Source organism: Pseudophaeobacter sp. (assembly GCF_039971195.1).
Lineage (GTDB): Bacteria > Pseudomonadota > Alphaproteobacteria > Rhodobacterales > Rhodobacteraceae > Pseudophaeobacter.
On the sequence record NZ_JBDWPJ010000213.1, the window covers coordinates 1 to 16,258 of the forward strand.

At 56.9% G+C, this 16,258-nt stretch carries 14 protein-coding genes; 7 read left to right on the plus strand and 7 right to left on the minus strand.

Annotation, left to right across the window (positions count from 1 at the left end):
- The 4 genes from ABJP42_RS18110 to ABJP42_RS18125 form a co-directional block, all read left to right on the plus strand.
- On the plus strand, window positions 1-2,044 hold a 2,044-nt coding region (locus tag ABJP42_RS18110; RefSeq protein ID WP_348342883.1), incomplete at its 5' end, for an Ig-like domain-containing protein.
- Window positions 2,045-2,115: 71 nt separating this feature from the next.
- Window positions 2,116-3,420: a TolC family protein gene (locus ABJP42_RS18115; RefSeq protein WP_348342885.1), complete on the plus strand. Its 1,305-nt coding sequence runs from the start codon at window positions 2,116-2,118 to the stop codon at window positions 3,418-3,420.
- Window positions 3,417-5,828: an ATP-binding cassette domain-containing protein gene (locus ABJP42_RS18120; protein ID WP_348342887.1), complete on the plus strand. Its 2,412-nt coding sequence runs from the start codon at window positions 3,417-3,419 to the stop codon at window positions 5,826-5,828. The genes ABJP42_RS18115 and ABJP42_RS18120 overlap by 4 nt, the downstream gene beginning before the upstream one ends.
- Window positions 5,825-6,997 carry an HlyD family type I secretion periplasmic adaptor subunit gene (locus tag ABJP42_RS18125; protein ID WP_348342889.1) on the plus strand — a complete coding sequence of 391 codons (1,173 nt, stop codon included), beginning with the start codon at window positions 5,825-5,827 and terminating at the stop codon, window positions 6,995-6,997. Before ABJP42_RS18120 ends, ABJP42_RS18125 begins: the two co-directional genes overlap by 4 nt.
- Before the next feature lie 183 nt (window positions 6,998-7,180).
- On the opposite strand, the gene ABJP42_RS18130 is transcribed toward ABJP42_RS18125, so the two are convergent.
- The 7 genes from ABJP42_RS18130 to ABJP42_RS18160 form a co-directional block, all read right to left on the minus strand.
- Window positions 7,181-7,894, minus strand: a complete 714-nt coding sequence (locus ABJP42_RS18130; RefSeq protein ID WP_348342891.1) for a trypsin-like serine peptidase — start codon at window positions 7,892-7,894, stop codon at window positions 7,181-7,183.
- Between the two features lie 736 nt (window positions 7,895-8,630).
- Entirely contained in the window at window positions 8,631-10,853 is a 2,223-nt protein-coding gene (locus ABJP42_RS18135) for a hypothetical protein (protein ID WP_348342893.1), read from the minus strand.
- 82 nt (window positions 10,854-10,935) lie between these two features.
- Window positions 10,936-11,202 (minus strand): RebB family R body protein, encoded by a 267-nt coding sequence (locus ABJP42_RS18140; RefSeq protein WP_348342895.1) that lies wholly within the window; start codon window positions 11,200-11,202, stop codon window positions 10,936-10,938.
- 72 nt (window positions 11,203-11,274) lie between these two features.
- Window positions 11,275-11,574, minus strand: coding sequence for a RebB family R body protein (locus tag ABJP42_RS18145; protein ID WP_348342897.1), 300 nt, complete (start codon window positions 11,572-11,574; stop codon window positions 11,275-11,277).
- On the minus strand, window positions 11,571-12,002 hold the full coding sequence (locus ABJP42_RS18150; RefSeq protein ID WP_348342899.1) for a hypothetical protein: 432 nt from the start codon (window positions 12,000-12,002) through the stop codon (window positions 11,571-11,573). Before ABJP42_RS18150 ends, ABJP42_RS18145 begins: the two co-directional genes overlap by 4 nt.
- The gene (locus ABJP42_RS18155) at window positions 11,999-12,376 is read right to left on the minus strand and encodes a hypothetical protein (RefSeq protein ID WP_348342901.1); all 378 of its coding nucleotides are present in this window, start codon (window positions 12,374-12,376) and stop codon (window positions 11,999-12,001) included. Before ABJP42_RS18155 ends, ABJP42_RS18150 begins: the two co-directional genes overlap by 4 nt.
- Before the next feature lie 46 nt (window positions 12,377-12,422).
- On the minus strand, window positions 12,423-12,644 hold the full coding sequence (locus tag ABJP42_RS18160; RefSeq protein WP_348342903.1) for a RebB family R body protein: 222 nt from the start codon (window positions 12,642-12,644) through the stop codon (window positions 12,423-12,425).
- A 210-nt stretch (window positions 12,645-12,854) separates the two neighbouring features.
- Here ABJP42_RS18160 and ABJP42_RS18165 point away from each other — a divergent pair, with 210 nt between their 5' ends.
- From ABJP42_RS18165 to ABJP42_RS18175, 3 genes are all read left to right on the plus strand, one after another.
- Window positions 12,855-13,280: a helix-turn-helix domain-containing protein gene (locus ABJP42_RS18165; RefSeq protein ID WP_348342905.1), complete on the plus strand. Its 426-nt coding sequence runs from the start codon at window positions 12,855-12,857 to the stop codon at window positions 13,278-13,280.
- A gap of 399 nt (window positions 13,281-13,679) precedes the next feature.
- Window positions 13,680-14,063: a hypothetical protein gene (locus tag ABJP42_RS18170; protein WP_348342907.1), complete on the plus strand. Its 384-nt coding sequence runs from the start codon at window positions 13,680-13,682 to the stop codon at window positions 14,061-14,063.
- On the plus strand, window positions 14,060-16,252 hold the full coding sequence (locus ABJP42_RS18175; protein ID WP_348342909.1) for a 4Fe-4S binding protein: 2,193 nt from the start codon (window positions 14,060-14,062) through the stop codon (window positions 16,250-16,252). The genes ABJP42_RS18170 and ABJP42_RS18175 overlap by 4 nt, the downstream gene beginning before the upstream one ends.
- Window positions 16,253-16,258 lie beyond the last annotated feature (6 nt).

The window sequence follows — 16,258 nt, forward strand, 5'->3', positions numbered from 1 at the left end:
CGGTTCCAGCGTCATCCTTCCAACCGTCGATAACCCGGACGCCGTCCATCCTGTCGCGGGCGCAACCACAGATCCCGTCGTTATCACCGGCACCGGCACTCCAGGTGCCGAAGTTGAGGTCAACGTAGGCGGCGAGACCAAAACAGGCATCGTAAAGGATGACGGCACCTGGGAGGTCAGCTTTGACGTTTCTGACCTGCCGCCAGATGGCAACTATGACACAACCGTTAAAGTCAAAGACCCAGACGGAACCAACCATGACCTGGACGGGCCTTCGGTGGTCATCGACACCACGCCGCCCGATCTTGATGTCACCAGCGGCACCCAGTCTACCGGCGATATCGTAAACGGTGCCGAGCACAGCAGCGGCACCGTGATCAGCGGCACCGGCGAAGCAGGCGCCAGCGTCAGCGTTGTTGTCAACGGTCACACCCAGACAACCACCGTTGCCAATGATGGCAGCTGGTCGGTGACCTTTGGTTCGGGCCAGATCAATACCGGTGAATACAGCACTGGCGTCTCAATCACCACCACCGACAGCTTTGGCAATAGCGCCAGCTTTACCGAAACACTGGTTGTCGACACCGTGGCCCCGCCCATTGCCGTCAATACTGTGGAAACCGACAATGTCATCAACAAGGTTGAGGCCTCCGATGGCGTCACGCTGAGCGGAACCGGCGAAGCAGGATCCTCCATTTCTGTTGTTTTCCAAGGCATTACCCAAACCACAACGGTTGCCGCCAATGGCACATGGTCGGTGGGCTACAGCGCCGGGCAAATCACCAGCGGCACCTATGACACCACTGCCGAGGTCACCTCGACCGATCAGGCCGGTAACTCCTCCACCAGCAGCCATTCCGTTCGCATCGATACCGAAGCAGCTGTGACCTTGAACAGTGGCTATGCGGGCGCCGACGACACCGTCAATGCGGCCGAACGCGCTGCGGGCCTGACCCTGACCGGCACCTCCGAGCCTGGCTCCTCGGTGCAGGTCTTCTTTGGCGCTGGCGCGGGCCAGAACGCGACAGTCGATGCCGCAGGCAACTGGACCGTCAACATTCCTGCCGGGTTGATCCCAACCGGCACCACTGATGTTGATGTCGAAGTGCATGCCACCGATGTGGCAGGCAATACAGATGTCGCAACCCACAGTGTTGCGGTCGACACAGAGGTGACGCCCTTCACCGCCAACCCCAATCAAACCGCCAATGACGTGGTCAACCAGGACGAATTGAACGCAGGTTTTGCCCTGCAGGGCACTGTTGAACCCGGTTCCTCTGTCATCGTTACCATTCAGGGCATCGCCAAGACGGCAACCGTCGATGCGGCGGGCAACTGGAGCGCTGAGTTCTCGGCCGCCGATCTGCCTGCTGGTGAATATACCACCTCAGCCACCATCGTCGCCCAGGATGCCGCCGGAAACACCAGCACGCTGGTCGAAAGCTTCGAAGTTGATACAGTGTTTGAGGCCCCTGTCCTTGACTCCGTCACCTACGAAATCGGCAGCCAGGACGTTAGCGAGATCACTGTTGAAGGTGTTGCCGGACCCGGTGAATCCATTACCGTCAATGCGCTCGAAGGCGATGGGTCAGTATCTACACCCGGCGCCTTTGTGACCCCCGGGCACAGCGATACTGAGTTCGACTTTAACAGCGCCATCCCTGACGGCACCGATCTGGTGGTGACCAATGTTGACGCGCTTGGCAATGGCTCCAGCACCCTTCTGGTACTTGAAGACAACGCCACCACGGCCAGCACCCTGAACCACGCCGGTCTAAGCCAGTTCAACATCGACGAATTGGATCTTGGGGCGGCCAGCAATGTGTCGCTGGTCCTGACCGAAGCTGACATCAAGGCGCTCTCGGAAAACTCTGACACCCTGACCATCCACAGCGGCAATACGCCCGGTGATGACAGCGTCACCGTGACCGGGGCCACCCATACCGGCACCCGCAGCGTCGGTGGTGAGAGCTACAATGTCTACACCGTTGGCAACGACGGCACGACCCTGGTCATTGATCAAGACGTCACCGTCATCATCTGATCAATTGGGGCGGCGACCCTTTCCAGAGCTGCCGCCCCATCCACCAGCCTAAGAAAAGGGCGAGGGGCAACATGCATTTGGCACGACCCATTGGCGCATTGGCACTCTTGTGCAGCCTGACAGGCTGCGCAGATGGCATGCCGTTTCAGGGTACGAAGTCCGCCGCCGAGGACGAAGTGTCCCGCCGCGGCGGCAATTTTCAGCAGCCCGAAGACGAAGATGGCTCGCAGGTCATCACCACTCTACTGGAGCGTCGTTCACTGCTCACTGAAGGCACGGTTTATAGCGATGATGCCGATGCGGCTGTCGCCGCCTCTGCCCGGGCCTCCGAAGCAGAACTGATCAGCGCCAAACTGCGGGCTGAGGCCAAGGAAAAGAACTGGCTGCCCACCATCGGCCCCTCGGTCAGCCTTACGGACCTGGGTGATCTGGTTGCAGGGATCCTCATCGAGCAGGTGCTCTTTGACAATGGCCGTCGCAAGGCCGAACGCGAATTTGCCGCCGCCGATGTCGAAGTTGCTGCGGTCAATCTCTCTGTTGATATGAATGAGCGGGTGGAAGACGCTGTGGGGCTCTATGTGGCTGGGCTGCGCGGCGATGAGAAAGCCGCCTACAGCAGCCGCGCCCTGGGCCAGATGCAGGAATTCCGCCGCATTGTCGCAGGCCGGGTTGAAGGCGGCCTTTCTGACCGCGCCGACCTCAATGTGGTCGACAGCAAAATCAGCGGCATGCGCAACGCCCGCACCACTGCACAGGACGGGGCCTCGACCGCCCGTGCCGAACTCACCGCCATGACAGGCCAGAGTTTTTCGGAAAAACCCGGCAAGCTGGACCTCGGCGCGCCGCCTTCTGAGGCGCATTACCTATCTGTGCTGAAATCACAGGCCGTCGCCAATCGCGATGTCGCCCAGGCTGTGGTTGGCCGCGCCGGATTGCTACCGCAGATCTCCGCTGCGGGCAATTTGACAACAGATGGCTCTGGCGCCGGGATCACCCTTGACCTCTCCGAACCGCTCGGCTTGGGGACGCCGGCCGCGCTTAAGGCCATTGAAGTCTCGAAAGAAGCCGCGCGACGTCAGATCGGTGAGGCCGAAGAGGATGCACGCCGAAGCCACTCCCGGCAAATCCAGCGTCTGGCCTCCTATCAGCGCCAGACAGTCGAGGCAGCTTCCCTCGCCCGCGCCAGCCGCGAGACCTACAGGTTGTTCAAGGCTCAGTTCGAGGCGGGCCAACGTCCAGTAATGGATGTGGTCACCATCTACGAAGAACTGGTGCGGCGCGAGCAAGACCACATTGATGCAAAATACGAAGTCGTGCTGATCCAGCTGACGCTGGCAAGTGACATGGGCCTTTTGGCGGATGGGGATAAGATTTGACTGAAACAACCCCACCCACCCGGCCAGGTTCAGAACCAAAGGCCAGCAATGAGCCACGCAAGCCAAGCGCGCCCCGTCTGCGGGCCGTGCCGCCAAGCCCTGCGCCGATCGCTGAGAGCAGACCCTCCGGCAACAAATCTGTGACCGGGCCAATCACCGGTGACAAGACAGGCCAGAACCGTACCGCCAGAAAGCCTGCCGTGCCGATAGCTGTTCAGGCGTCTTCTCCTGCAGCGCCAGCACCTGGAACCCCTGGCGACGTCGCTGCAGATGGGCAGCGCGAAGTTGGAACCCTGATCGAGGGTGCTTCTTCCCGGATCAACCACCGCGCCGCTCTGATTGCCACCCTGGCTTCGCTGAAAGGCACCGAAGCTCATGCTGGCGACATCGCCAGCTTCATGTGGAGCAATAATCCCGGCGATTCCTCTGCTGAAAGTCTTGCCCAGGCGCTTGGATCCACCGGGCTGCAGGTAAAGCTGCAAAACCGCCGTGACCTTTCCCCCAATGATTGGCCCGCGCTGGCCATGATGAAGGGGGGGCAATGTGTGCTGGTTCTGGGTCAGGAACTTGACCGGCTGACGATCTTTGACACCACCTGCCCCGACAATCGCGCGATGGTACCGCTCGCTGAGTTTGCACCGTTTTACAGCGGCACGTTGGTGGTGGCCCGCCCCTCACTGAAACAGATGGCCGCGCGGCATACGCCGCAGCTGGACAGTGATCATTGGTTCTGGGGTGAATTCCCAAAATACCGCCGTCAGGTGGGCGAAATCATGCTTGGCTCGCTTGTGGCCAATATCCTCGCGGTCTCGGTCGCGCTGTTCTCATTGCAGGTCTATGACCGGGTGGTGCCGCACCAGTCCCATGCCACCCTCTGGGTGCTGGCCATTGGCGCCTTCCTGGCGATCATGCTGGAAGCGCTGCTCAAGGTTGCCCGCGCCCGGCTGACGGATGCCGCCGGCCGTCAGATTGAACTCTCAGTCCAGCACAACCTGATGCGCCGCCTCATTGGCATGCGGTCAGATAAAAAGCCCCTGCCGCCTTCGGGGCTATTCGCGGCGATGCGCGATTTTGGCGCCGTGCGCGAGTTTTTCACCTCTTCGACTATCTCTACACTGGCCGATATTCCCTTTATCGCCGTTTTCCTGCTGCTGGTGGCCTCTATTGCAGGACCCGTTGTCTATGTGATCATGGTTGGCGGAGCCCTGATGTTGCTGCCGGCCTATTTCATGCAGCGCAAGATGATCGCTCTGACCCGCCAGACCCAGGGCGCCAATGCCAAGGCAGGCAGGCTGTTGCACGAGGTCATCACCGAGCTCGACACCGTCAAGACCCAACGCGGCGAAGACCGGGTGATGCGCAACTGGGACGAGCTGAACACGCTTTCCTCGCATTCCTCGACAGAACAGCGCCGTCTGGCAAGCGCCCTGACCTTTTGGTCCCAGGGCATCCAGCAGGCTACTTACATTACCGCTGTAGTGCTGGGCACTCTCTTGGTCTTTGCCGGTGAGTTTACCGTTGGCACAATCATTGCCACCGGCATCCTCACCAGCCGCACCCTGGCGCCGCTCACTCAGTTTGCCGCCACCATGGCCCGCTGGAGCAACGTCAAGGGCGCTCTGGAGGGGCTGGAGGCCATCGCCACGGCACCGCAGGAGATGGACGCCGAACGTAGCTACCTGCGCCGTGAGCAGCTTGAAGGCCGGTTTGAGCTGCGCGAAGTGGTGTTCCGCTATGACGAAGATTCCGCCCCCACATTAGATGTGCCTGGCGTTGCCATAACGCCCGGTCAGCGCGTCGCTGTGCTCGGCGTCAATGGCTCCGGAAAATCCACCCTGATCAAGTTGCTGTCGGGCCTCTACGCCCCTGATACTGGCCGGATCATGATTGATGGCACCGATATGGGCCAGATCGACCCACGCGATCTGCGCCGCAACATCGGCTATCTCAGCCAGGACGTGAGGCTCTTTGCCGGGTCGCTGCGCGACAACCTCAATCTCAACCAATTGGAACGCGATGACAGCCGCCTGATGGCCGCCTTGGACTTCTCTGGTCTTGGGGCCTATGTGCGCAGCCATCACAAGGGGTTGGATCTGGAAATTGGCGATGGTGGCGGTGGCTTGTCCATTGGCCAACGTCAATCCATGGGCTGGGCGCGGCTTTGGTTGCAAAATCCTTCGATTGTGCTGCTGGATGAACCTACTGCGGCGCTGGACCAAACCCTGGAACGCACGCTTGTCAGCCGATTGGAGACCTGGCTGCAGGGCCGTACCGCCGTGATTGCCACCCACCGGATGCCCATCCTGTCGCTCACCAACCGCACCTTGATCCTGCAGGATGGGCGCATGGTTGTAGATGGTCCCCGCGACAAGGTACTGGCACACCTCGCCGCTGGAGAGGGCAAATGACCTCCCCTGAACACTATGATCTGGCTGAAAGCGCCCGTGGCGCTGGCCGCATCGTCTATCTGGTCGGCGCGGCCTTGGCCGTGTTTATCGGTTGGGCCGCCTTTGCCTCGGTGGATGAGATCGTGCGTGGCGAAGGCGAGGTTGTTTCCTCCTCACGGGCGCAGATTGTACAGAACCTCGAAGGTGGCATTCTGGCCGAACTGCACGTGCGCCAGGGGGACGAGGTCAAGGCCGGTCAGGTTTTGGCCAAACTGCAAGACACCAAGTTCCGCACCATTGCCGACGAGTTGCAGGATCAGATCGACACCCTGGAAATCAAGCAGTTCCGGTTGGAAGCTGAGATGGACGGTGCCTATGAATTTGCCGTTCCCGATGATCTGGCCAACCGTTCAGCAGAGATCCTGGCTTCGGAGCGCGCCTTGCTCAACGCCCGTCAGGGTGATTTTGACAGCCGCCGCACCAGCGCTCGCAAAATCCTCGACCAGCTGAACGACGAGCTGGCCAATATGCAAAAACTCTATGAGCAGAATATCGTCGCCCTGATAGAAGTGAACCGGGCACAGAAATCCGCCACCGATGCCCAGGCCAAATACAACGAGATTGGCACCCAGAACGAGCTAAAACTAGCAGAAGACTACTCCGACGCGCTGCGGGAACTGGCCTCCCTGCGCCAGGACCAACGACTGGCACAGGACCAGCTGGACCGGACGGTGATTACTTCGCCAATGTCCGGCATCGTCAATAGCCTTGGCGTCACCACCATTGGCGGCGTTGTGCGCCCCGGTGAAGAGATCTTTGAAATCATTCCAATGGGTGAAGAGCTGTTTGTTGAGGCCCGGGTCAATCCCAAGGATATCGCCAGCGTTCAAACCGGTCAGACCGCTACCATCAAGCTTTCGGCCTATGATTACACCATCTATGGCGCCTTGAATGGCGAGGTTGATTTTGTTTCTGCTGATACTTTTGAGGATGAACGCAACCCCCGCGCCGAACCCTTTTATCGGGTCACGGTGCGGGTGGATCGCTCAGATTTGACCGAACGCCAGCAGGGGATCGAAATCCGCCCTGGCATGCGGGCCACTGCAGAATTGCAGACCGGGTCAAAGACCGTGCTGAACTATCTGCTGAAACCCCTGTACAAATCACAGGAGGCTTTCCGCGAACCTTAGATCAGTCCCTCTGGTTCACTCGGGTCCCGAAACGCTGTTAGGCGGTTCAGGCGTCGCTTTTGTCCCTTCACCCGAACTCCGCAATATGCGGAAGCCGCAGCCTCTAGCCCGGTGCCCTGCTCGCCCCTGCCATTCTAGCAGAGGGTCACGCGGGAACGTCGCCAAGGAGGGACGCATCTGTTGTCAGCCAGCCTGTTGCATCAAGCGCCACAGGGTTGAATCTAGCGCCGTGCCAATCGAAACCCTTTTGCTGCCCATCGCAGCTTTGGCGGAAATCACCGAGACCAGCTTGGGCAATCGTCCTGGGATCACCTGCAGAACCGGTGCCCCAGAAGCGCCAAAATCAACAAGACAAGACATCACCAGTGTCGTGCGCTGCTTTGCCAGCACTTCACAACTGCGCTCCAGACTGGGCCGTGTCGCATGTGTATAGTTATAGGACAGCACCCCGACGGCATCGCCGCGGTTGGCATCCATCACCATATCCAAAGGTCGGATCTTGTTCGAGCTGATCGGCCGGGACAGGCGCAGCACTGCGATGTCACTGCCCATCAAAGAGTTGCCTCTGGCGCGATGGTTATAGCCAGGATGCACAACGGCTTTGGCAATACCACGCGAAGCTTTGGCACGTCGGCCAACCAGGCCGGCTTCGAATTTGATCGACGTTGGATCAATTGCGCGTCCCGTTGCCGGGTCATACAGGCAATGGGCCGCAGTCAGTACTAGGTTTGGCGCAATCAAGGATCCGGTACACATATTGCGTCCCGAAATATTCAGACGTCCAACCGCTTCCCACCCAGGTAACGATCGAGCTCCAAATTGCGGATCACCCGCCCTCGCGCCGCTGGGCATACTTGCAAGCAAGTAGGCCGCAGCCACAGCGATTAGTCGTTTCATTTTCCACTCCAAATTCCCACATCAACATGTTTGTTCAGTCGTGCGGCTGGAATGGGGCCCAATCTTGTGCGTGGTGGACGAAATAGTGGACAGAATGTGACAGCGTTAACAATTCTCTAACCCCCCGGTTATTGATGCCCCAGAATGACGTTAAAACAGGGGAAAAGGCCACCCGCCGTTAAGACTCTCCCTAAGGTTTTAGTCAAATACCTGTAAAAACATGAATTTTTTTACCCTCTTGTGACCCAAATCGACACTATCAAGTGCAAGACTTCGGTAAGAACTTCGCGCGATTTGGTCCTCAGCCCCCCAAATGGGGCAAGAATCAGTCAAGTACCCGGACCTACTTCGCCCTGTTTCGGCTTTCCAAACTGTTAAGGGTGCGGACGCCCCTTAAGATCTAATCTAGCCGAGCAAAAGCGCTCTATGGTTCGAAACTCGCTATCCCTAGGAGTTCTCACGCCGCTATTTGCACCCTGAGGAATAATCAGCCTCTTCGAAAACTGAAGGCAGCTCCCCCTCCGATCCGACCACGCGCAACAACCGCGTTCAACTTTGTGAACAAATCGTCAGTGATACTCGCCCCCTCTCAAGGGGGAGCCTGAGAAGAAACCGGGCTAGACCATGCCTTCACCCGCGCCTTGCCCAACGCTTAATCTAGCAGCTGTGATTCAGATGTTCAGCCGGACATCAACAAGGCCGTTCCCAAAGAGCAAACCTGCAAAAGACGCCAGGGCTAGGTTTTGGACCAGGACACATCAAACTCAGGAGCCTTATAGTACTCAAACCCGTCATAGCTGGCCCGAGTAGGCTCTATGCGTTGCTCTGAAATCCAAGCCCCACCGGATACCCGAATTGTATCCTCAGGGATGACCCCCGGATCCCCAACGGTACGTTCCCAATACTTCAGAGCGTCATCAAACAGGAAGGTTGCAACCGGATCCGGCAACTGGGCCATATCTATCAGCCCCAGGCTGAGAAGGCCGTCCACATCAAGCAGGTCTTTTTCGGTCATGTTATGACTGACTAGAGCCGACCGCAGCACAGTCAGGACCAAGCCCCGAATATTCTCTCGCTCCAGATTTGTATGCTCTACGCCCTGACCATCGCTGCCGACCAACAGCGGGAAGGCTTTCTGGTAGAGAGAATCCGACAGGGCCGTTTTGCCAAACACCGCGTTGATCGCCTGCATGACATAGCGTGCGGGCGCAAAGGATGTCAGGCTGCGTATGCCTTCGGCCCTGTTGTAATCTTCGGGGGACATTATGTTCGACGACGACCCGGTGATGTAGTTGCTGCCCAGGTTTGTATCAAAAGTTATCTGCCTGAATCCATCAGCCAGGCCACGAATTTGTGATAGGGCGTGAATATACTGTCGGGCATGTTGGCCGTGGCCCAGCCGGATGGATGTCTTTGCAAAGATACTGTTTGGCCCATAGACATAAGCCCCATGGTCATCAACCAGTGTTGCTGCGTGATACAGCAACAGCATGTTGTTCTCTGCTATGGCGGATACACGTTGATGGGTCTTTTTGCTGAAGATATTGAAACGCAGATCAAAACTCGGGCCAGAAAAGATCCTTTGCATCAGGTCCGCTGTACCGGGCCATATATCCGGCGTATCTTCGCGGGCGTCAGATGGGCGAAAATTCACCAACCGATCTATGAAGGCGCGATAGGGGCCATCCTTTGCCAAGGCTGCTGCGGTTGTTGTGCCGATGCACATTTGCCCAAATACGCTACGGTTGTAGGCGGCCGCGCCGGACCCCTCGCCGACATGGATCCGCAGCACGAAGCTGCGTTTCCCTTCTGGGGCGTTGAGCTTGCTGTTCAGCGTCTCCATCACCTGAAAGAGCGTGGCGAAATCCACGTGGGTTTCACTGCCTAAAAAGTCCACTCCGATGACCCGTTTGGTGATTTCGGATTTGTCATCATTGAAATCAGAGATCGCCTGATCGAGAAACCTGTAGAGCTCCCCGATGTCAGACCCAAGGTTATGGTTGGTATTGTGGTAGAGGATTTTGTTGTGTTTTCCCCAGCCCCGAGGAGCCTCTGAAGGCAGATTGAAACTGTCAAAGATCGGGCCCTTGATCTTGCGGCTCATCGACAACTGAGTGTGCGTGATGCCCTCGTTGGCATAGTATTTGTTGGTCTCGTCGATGAGGAAGGTCTGGCTATAAACCTTGCTATCAACCGCCCCTCCTGACAACTCTTTGACAGCATCGCGCGAGACATAGGCATCGTCGAAGGGGGTGAACTCGTTTGCTGAAAGCATCATGTTGTTGAAGTAGTCATAGTAGCGGTAGATCGAGGCCGGCGCTTTCAGAAGTTTGATGCTGTAAAACCGAGCGCCCATGTTTATTCTACACGCTGCGGCCAGTCTCCCGATCGGCGCAGCAGGAGTATTCAGGATCTTTGTGATTTCTCCAGCCTCGGCCAGGGTCAGCACGTTCGCCTTGATCAAACTGCCCAGTTCTATTTCAAAGGCCGTCACCTCCTCGGGAGGGAGCTGACCGATCGTTTTCTTCAAGATCGCCTTTTCAAAGCCTTCCAAGCTAGCTTCTATCCTGGCCAAGGCATCATTCGGGTCTTTTACGTCCGGCCAGAAACTTGGCAGCAGCTCTCCAGGCTTGCTCTGCGCAATCAGGTTCCAGGCTATCAGTGCATTTTCAACAAAGCATTCCCCGCGCTCATATCTGTTTGCTTGAAACGACATCGGGCCTGCCGAGGGGAACCATTTGGAAAAGCGCTCAAACGCCAATCGTAGGCTCAGGGCAAAAACACGCCGTTTCACGTCCAGCGACGGCAGCGTTTCGCCACAGGCCGCATAGAACAGCTTAACTCCCTGTTCGAGGCTTGGGTTGTAGATGCTTTCTTCCGGGGCTGGGTGAACCGGCAGAATGCCCCAGAAATGGGTGTGGTAGTCGAACGGATAATGTCTAATTTTTACGGTGCCCACCTTAGCCTCCCAAAAAGCTTACAAAGCCCCGCGACCAAAGCGGGATCTTGGGGCGGAAGAACCCCCGCCCCAAAAAGGTGCCCTAGCGGGTGCTGTTGATCATCTGAGAAACAGCAAGCGCGTCCGAAACAGTATCGACACTGTAGATCTGCATCACACCCTGGGTGGTCGCAGCCTGTGACAGGATGTTCTGCTGGTTCTGCGCATTCACCGAGTTTTCATACATCATGCCTGTCGAATGGCTTGCTGTCTGATACAGCGACCCCATGGCCATGGCCGGCGCCTCGGCAACAACTTTGACGTTTGCCTGCGTCACCGCATCGGTAATCTGTTCTGCAACATGTGTCATAGGAATTCCTTTCTGTTGTTAAGATGTCTGGCATTTGTTTGCTGCAGGTGAGCCTCTTTGCTCTCCTGAGGTTCAAAGAGCCTTGCCAAGCTCCAAGAATTTCCGGATGTTTTTCTTTTTCAGGAATCGAGGTTGCCGCGTCAAAAGCGATGCCACACCATTTGTCGTTTGCGCCTGAGAAATACCCTGCAAATTATTCGCTTGGGAAACCGAGTTTTGCATCGACCGTCCAGTTGCCTGGGATGTAGATAGGGCTCCTTGACCCGCGACTGTTGGAGGGTTGTAGCCGAGGGTCGAGAGGCTGGTGTCTGGGATAGAAGTTCCAGAAATACGGTCCTCCACTTTCCGTTTCTCCTTGGCTTTACGGGTCATCTTCCCTTCCTTCCAATTAGTGCATTGATTTTGAGGATCCGTTGTTCGATGCGCTCGTTGATGCCTTGCTCCAACTCTTGCAACTTCCGTTGCGCTCCGAGGCTCACAGATTCATTTGAGATCTGCTGAAGCTTTATCAGCAAGGGGTCAATCTGGTTCAGCACCTGCCTGGTGATGATATTGACCAGATATTTCTCACGCTCTGTGAGCGGGTCATGCGCTTCGCCCGCCTGGGCCCCCTCCCTGATGGCATCAGGTGTAGGAGTCGGCGGCATTTGCGGGGGGGCAACCCTGGGCACCTGTGCCTTGGCCCCAGAGTAGGCCTCAGGTGGTGGGACCGAACTGGCATCACCCACTGAGGGCGATTGTGGTGCTGGCGTTTCCTGTAGTTTTTGTTTTTTTGGTTTTCCTGGGGGTTGAGGGCTCATTTCTTAAACAACCCTCCTTTGGCCTGTTTCTGAGCGCCGCCGCCCACTATTGGAGGGGTATAGTCGCCATTTGTAGCCGCAGTTATGTTTTGAATGATAAGCGGAAGATCAACGGAAAGTTTCTCGGTGAAGAATGTCAGTTGCTTTTCACCTTTTTCACCCTCGGTGCTTGCAATCTCGGCTGAAGCCCAACCGATTCCAGCCAGCATGATCTGCATGAAGCCGTTGGAAAAGGATTCCACATCCAGAGCAATCATACCGGCGGCCTGACCCTGCATGCTCTGCAACACCTCTGCTGGCACAGTGGCAGGTCCGGGCGTGGCTGAAAGCGTAGCGGGCGAAGCTGGGGAAGTTATCATTTCGGTTTCAGTCATCTGTCACCTCCGGAGCTGTTTGAGAGCTTGGCCACCACACCTAAATTTAGGCGTTAATCTTGGCGATTGCCTGAGACACGATTGCGGGGTTAAGCTGGTTCAAGTTCTGCTGGTTTGCCGAAGCATTGAACATCGCAATACCGCTGGCATGGGCCAGGGATTGATAGAGTGTTCCAACAGCTATGCTTGGCGCATCGCCAACAACGCCGGTATTAACAGTGCTGACTGCGTCGACTATCTGAGCATTTACAACATCATTGGCTGCCATTTCAGTCACCCCACTTTTGATGGGACCAGCACAGCCGCTTACCTAAAAGATGTAAACATGGACACTGTCACCCCAAATACGTGTTGCAAATCTTGCCACGATTTCTGCTCTATTCTCAGGTGACTTTGTTGCAAACTCTCAGAGTCGGGATGAACTTTGGGGTCATGAGAGTTTTGGCAACGCTTGTATTGTTCTAAGAGGGTTAAAGATATGATTGCTTTGTTGGACTTTGTTAAACCACCTCTGGAACCCAAAGAAATTCGATCCTTGGCGCAGGAAATCGAGGTGGATTTTGTCTATCTATCCACTTATTTGAATTGGTTTAGCGTCGAAATTCTGGCCGAACTTGGAGCCGAGGATGGCTTGGCTTGGCTCATCGAACATGGCTCGCAGCGGGTTTCTTTTGGCGATCTCGAAAGCGAGTTCGAAAGCAAAGGTTTCCTTCGCCTGATGTATCGAAACGCCTCTCAGGGCAATGTTGAAGTCCAGTCTCTGACAGGTCTCCAGGAAGGAATTCGGAGATATTTGATTTTATTGCTACTGCGTGAAGGGAAAACGCAACAGGAAATTGCTTCGACCGTGGGAACCTGTTTGAGAACTGTACAAAGACACAGCGCTGCCCTCAGCAAAGCCTAGGCTCAGGACCTGTTAATCTGATTGAGGTTGCCGGTTCGACGTGATCCAAGCTCCCAAACTGCGGGGGTTATATGAGCAATCTTTACTGGCTGAACGAAGATCAGGAGCTTGAAGCAGCCCGACGCGACAACCGCAACCAAATCAATGGGTCCAGAGCCTAGGCATTTTCGCCTGCGTAAACTCCGTTTTGGCCCTTTAAATTCAACATATTGAATATTGCATCCTAGGTGCAAGAAAACACAATTCTTTGTCCTAGAACAAATTGCCAAAAAAATTAGTCCGATAGGTTTGCGCCAGTTCTAGCAACGAATCAGGCAGCCAATGTCTCTTCACGCATCATTTCCTTTTTCAGGCTACGGCGGATTCTTCCGACGCGTCTTGGCCTGTTTGGCGATGGTGATGCTCGCGGTTCAATTGCTGCTGCCAGGCATTGGCAAGGCCGAAACCGCGACAAGCTGGATCGAGATTTGCAGCGACTTTGGCGTTATCGAGATTGAAGTCTCCAGCGTTGAAACAGACAGCGCGCGCGAGGACTGCCCTGATTGTGACATCTGTCTGATGTGCGCGGCGGAAAACGGTCAGGCGCGCAAGACCCTTGTCCCAACTTCCAGTCTGGCCCTGACAGCAGATTCCGCTCTGCAGATGCGGTCCGGCGCGGCGGCGTCAAACCCGGCACAGTTCTGGCATGACGGTCGGGGACCTCCGCGCCTGCAGGCAGCAAAAATGACATGCGCATGCGGCGCATGCATGGCGACCACTCAATCCAAAGGGGAGGCGTCATGAGAATAGCACGCACTCTTTATGGCTGGATGACGGCCCTGATGATTTCTCTCGTGGCCTTTGCCGCCCCGAGCCAGGCCCAGGCAGATAGCCTCGCCTCTTTCCTCACAGACCTCACCCCCGAAGACCTGTATCCAGGCGCCGATGCCTTTGGCCCGATCCGCGACGACGTTGCCGTCGCCCCGATCCTCAAGGGCAGTGATACCGTTGGCTATGCTTTTCTGACATCGGATTTTGTCGGCACCACAGGTTATTCCGGCAAGCCGATCCATGTGGTTGCGGGGATTGATACCGACGCCGTGCTGACCGGCGTCAAACTGGTGAAACACTCCGAACCCATCGTGCTGATCGGTATTCCCAACTCCAAGATGGTCGCCCTGACCGAAAGCTACGCCGGGCTGGACCTCAAAGCCGAAGCCGCTACCGGCGGGGAGGCCCATGACCTCGACATTATTTCGGGCGCCACCGTGACCATTATGATTATCGACGACAGCCTGGTGCGCGGCGGCATCAAGGTCTCGCGGGCGCTGGGCCTTGGCGGGTTGTCACCAAATGTCGCTGATGGCCCCAAGCGCGAAGTCGATATGGCCCAGCGCGACACCTACGACTGGCACACCATGGCTGGCGATGGCTCCACACGCCGGATGACCCTGGACATTGGCCAGATCAACGCCGCCTTTGAAGAGACTGGCGATGCCCGTGCCATCAAACGCCCCGAGCCCGGCGAACCAGACGACACCTATATTGATATGCATGTGGCCCTGGTCTCGGTGCCCTCAATTGGTCTCAGCCTGTTGGGCGAAGCCGAGTACAACAACCTCACTGAATGGCTGGAAGAAGGCGAAGAAGCGATCCTGCTGTTAGGGCGTGGAGCCTATAGTTTCAAAGGCTCCGGCTATGTGCGGGGCGGCATCTTTGACCGGATTCAGCTGATCCAGGGTGACAATTCGGTGCGTTTCTTTGACAAGCAACAGCGCCGTCTGGGGGAACTCGCCACCAGCGACAGCCCCAGCTTCACTGAGCTGGACATCTTCAAGATCCCCGCCGATGCCGAATTCAACCCGTCCGAGCCCTTCCGCATTCAACTTTTGGCGCAGCGCGTCATTGGCGCCATCGACAAGACCTTCCTGACCTTTGATCTGGGCTACAAACTGCCAGAACAGTATTTGCTGCCGGTCGTGACAGCCCCGGTGATTATCGACAGCGCCAGCGATGAGGCTGCGGCGAAATCAGCGCTCTGGCAGCGGATCTGGCGCGACAAACAGGTAGAAATCGCCATCCTCGGTGCCATGCTGCTCTTGTTGACCGGTGTCTTTTTCTTCCAGTTCCACGCCACCATGAATGCCCGCGCCTTCTATTGGTTCCGCATTGGATACCTGAGCTTCACTCTCGTGTTCCTTGGCTGGTACGCCAATGCGCAGCTTTCGGTGGTGAATCTGATGGCGCTGGCCGGTTCCCTACGCTCTGGCTTTACCTGGGACGCTTTCCTGATGGATCCGCTGGTCTTTATCCAGTGGTTTGCCATCGCCGCTGCCCTGTTGTTCTGGGGCCGTGGTGCCTATTGCGGCTGGCTTTGCCCCTTTGGCGCCCTGCAGGAGCTGACCAACAAGCTGGCGCGCGCCCTCAAGGTGCCACAATGGACCCTGCCCTGGGGCTTGCATGAGCGCCTTTGGCCGGTGAAATACATGATCTTCCTTGGCTTGTTTGGCCTCTCCATGGTGTCGATGCCGCTGGCAGAGACCTATGCCGAGATCGAACCCTTCAAGACCGCAATCATCCTGAAATTCGTGCGTGATTGGCCCTTTGTCCTCTTTGCTCTGATCCTGCTGCTGGCTGGGCTCTTTGTGGAGCGGTTCTACTGTCGCTACCTCTGCCCCCTGGGCGGTGCGCTGGCGATCCCGGCACGGATCCGCATGTTTGACTGGCTCAAACGCTACAAGGAATGTGGCAGCCCCTGTCAAACCTGCTCCAACGAATGCCCGGTACAGGCCATTCACCCCACTGGTGAGATCAACCCCAATGAGTGCGTCAACTGCCTGCACTGTCAGGTGCTCTACCAATCTGAGACCAAATGCCCGGTGGTGATCAAACAGATCAAACGCCGCGCCAAGACCGGGACCCCCGGTCCTGACCTCAACATTGGCCGTCCACCGGCCAATCATCCCAACGCGAACAAGACACCTGTTTCCTAAAGGAGG

Excerpts from the sequence above, each read along its gene's own strand:
- ABJP42_RS18115 (WP_348342885.1), top strand. The coding sequence starts at position 2,116 with ATGCATTTGGCACGACCCATTGGCGCATTGGCACTCTTGTGCAGCCTG.
- ABJP42_RS18125 (WP_348342889.1), top strand. The coding sequence starts at position 5,825 with ATGACCTCCCCTGAACACTATGATCTGGCTGAAAGCGCCCGTGGCGCT.
- ABJP42_RS18130 (WP_348342891.1), bottom strand. The coding sequence starts at position 7,894 with ATGAAACGACTAATCGCTGTGGCTGCGGCCTACTTGCTTGCAAGTATG.
- ABJP42_RS18140 (WP_348342895.1), bottom strand. The coding sequence starts at position 11,202 with ATGACACATGTTGCAGAACAGATTACCGATGCGGTGACGCAGGCAAAC.
- ABJP42_RS18145 (WP_348342897.1), bottom strand. The coding sequence starts at position 11,574 with ATGACCCGTAAAGCCAAGGAGAAACGGAAAGTGGAGGACCGTATTTCT.
- ABJP42_RS18150 (WP_348342899.1), bottom strand. The coding sequence starts at position 12,002 with ATGAGCCCTCAACCCCCAGGAAAACCAAAAAAACAAAAACTACAGGAA.
- ABJP42_RS18155 (WP_348342901.1), bottom strand. The coding sequence starts at position 12,376 with ATGACTGAAACCGAAATGATAACTTCCCCAGCTTCGCCCGCTACGCTT.
- ABJP42_RS18160 (WP_348342903.1), bottom strand. The coding sequence starts at position 12,644 with ATGGCAGCCAATGATGTTGTAAATGCTCAGATAGTCGACGCAGTCAGC.
- ABJP42_RS18165 (WP_348342905.1), top strand. The coding sequence starts at position 12,855 with ATGATTGCTTTGTTGGACTTTGTTAAACCACCTCTGGAACCCAAAGAA.
- ABJP42_RS18170 (WP_348342907.1), top strand. The coding sequence starts at position 13,680 with ATGCTCGCGGTTCAATTGCTGCTGCCAGGCATTGGCAAGGCCGAAACC.
- ABJP42_RS18175 (WP_348342909.1), top strand. The coding sequence starts at position 14,060 with ATGAGAATAGCACGCACTCTTTATGGCTGGATGACGGCCCTGATGATT.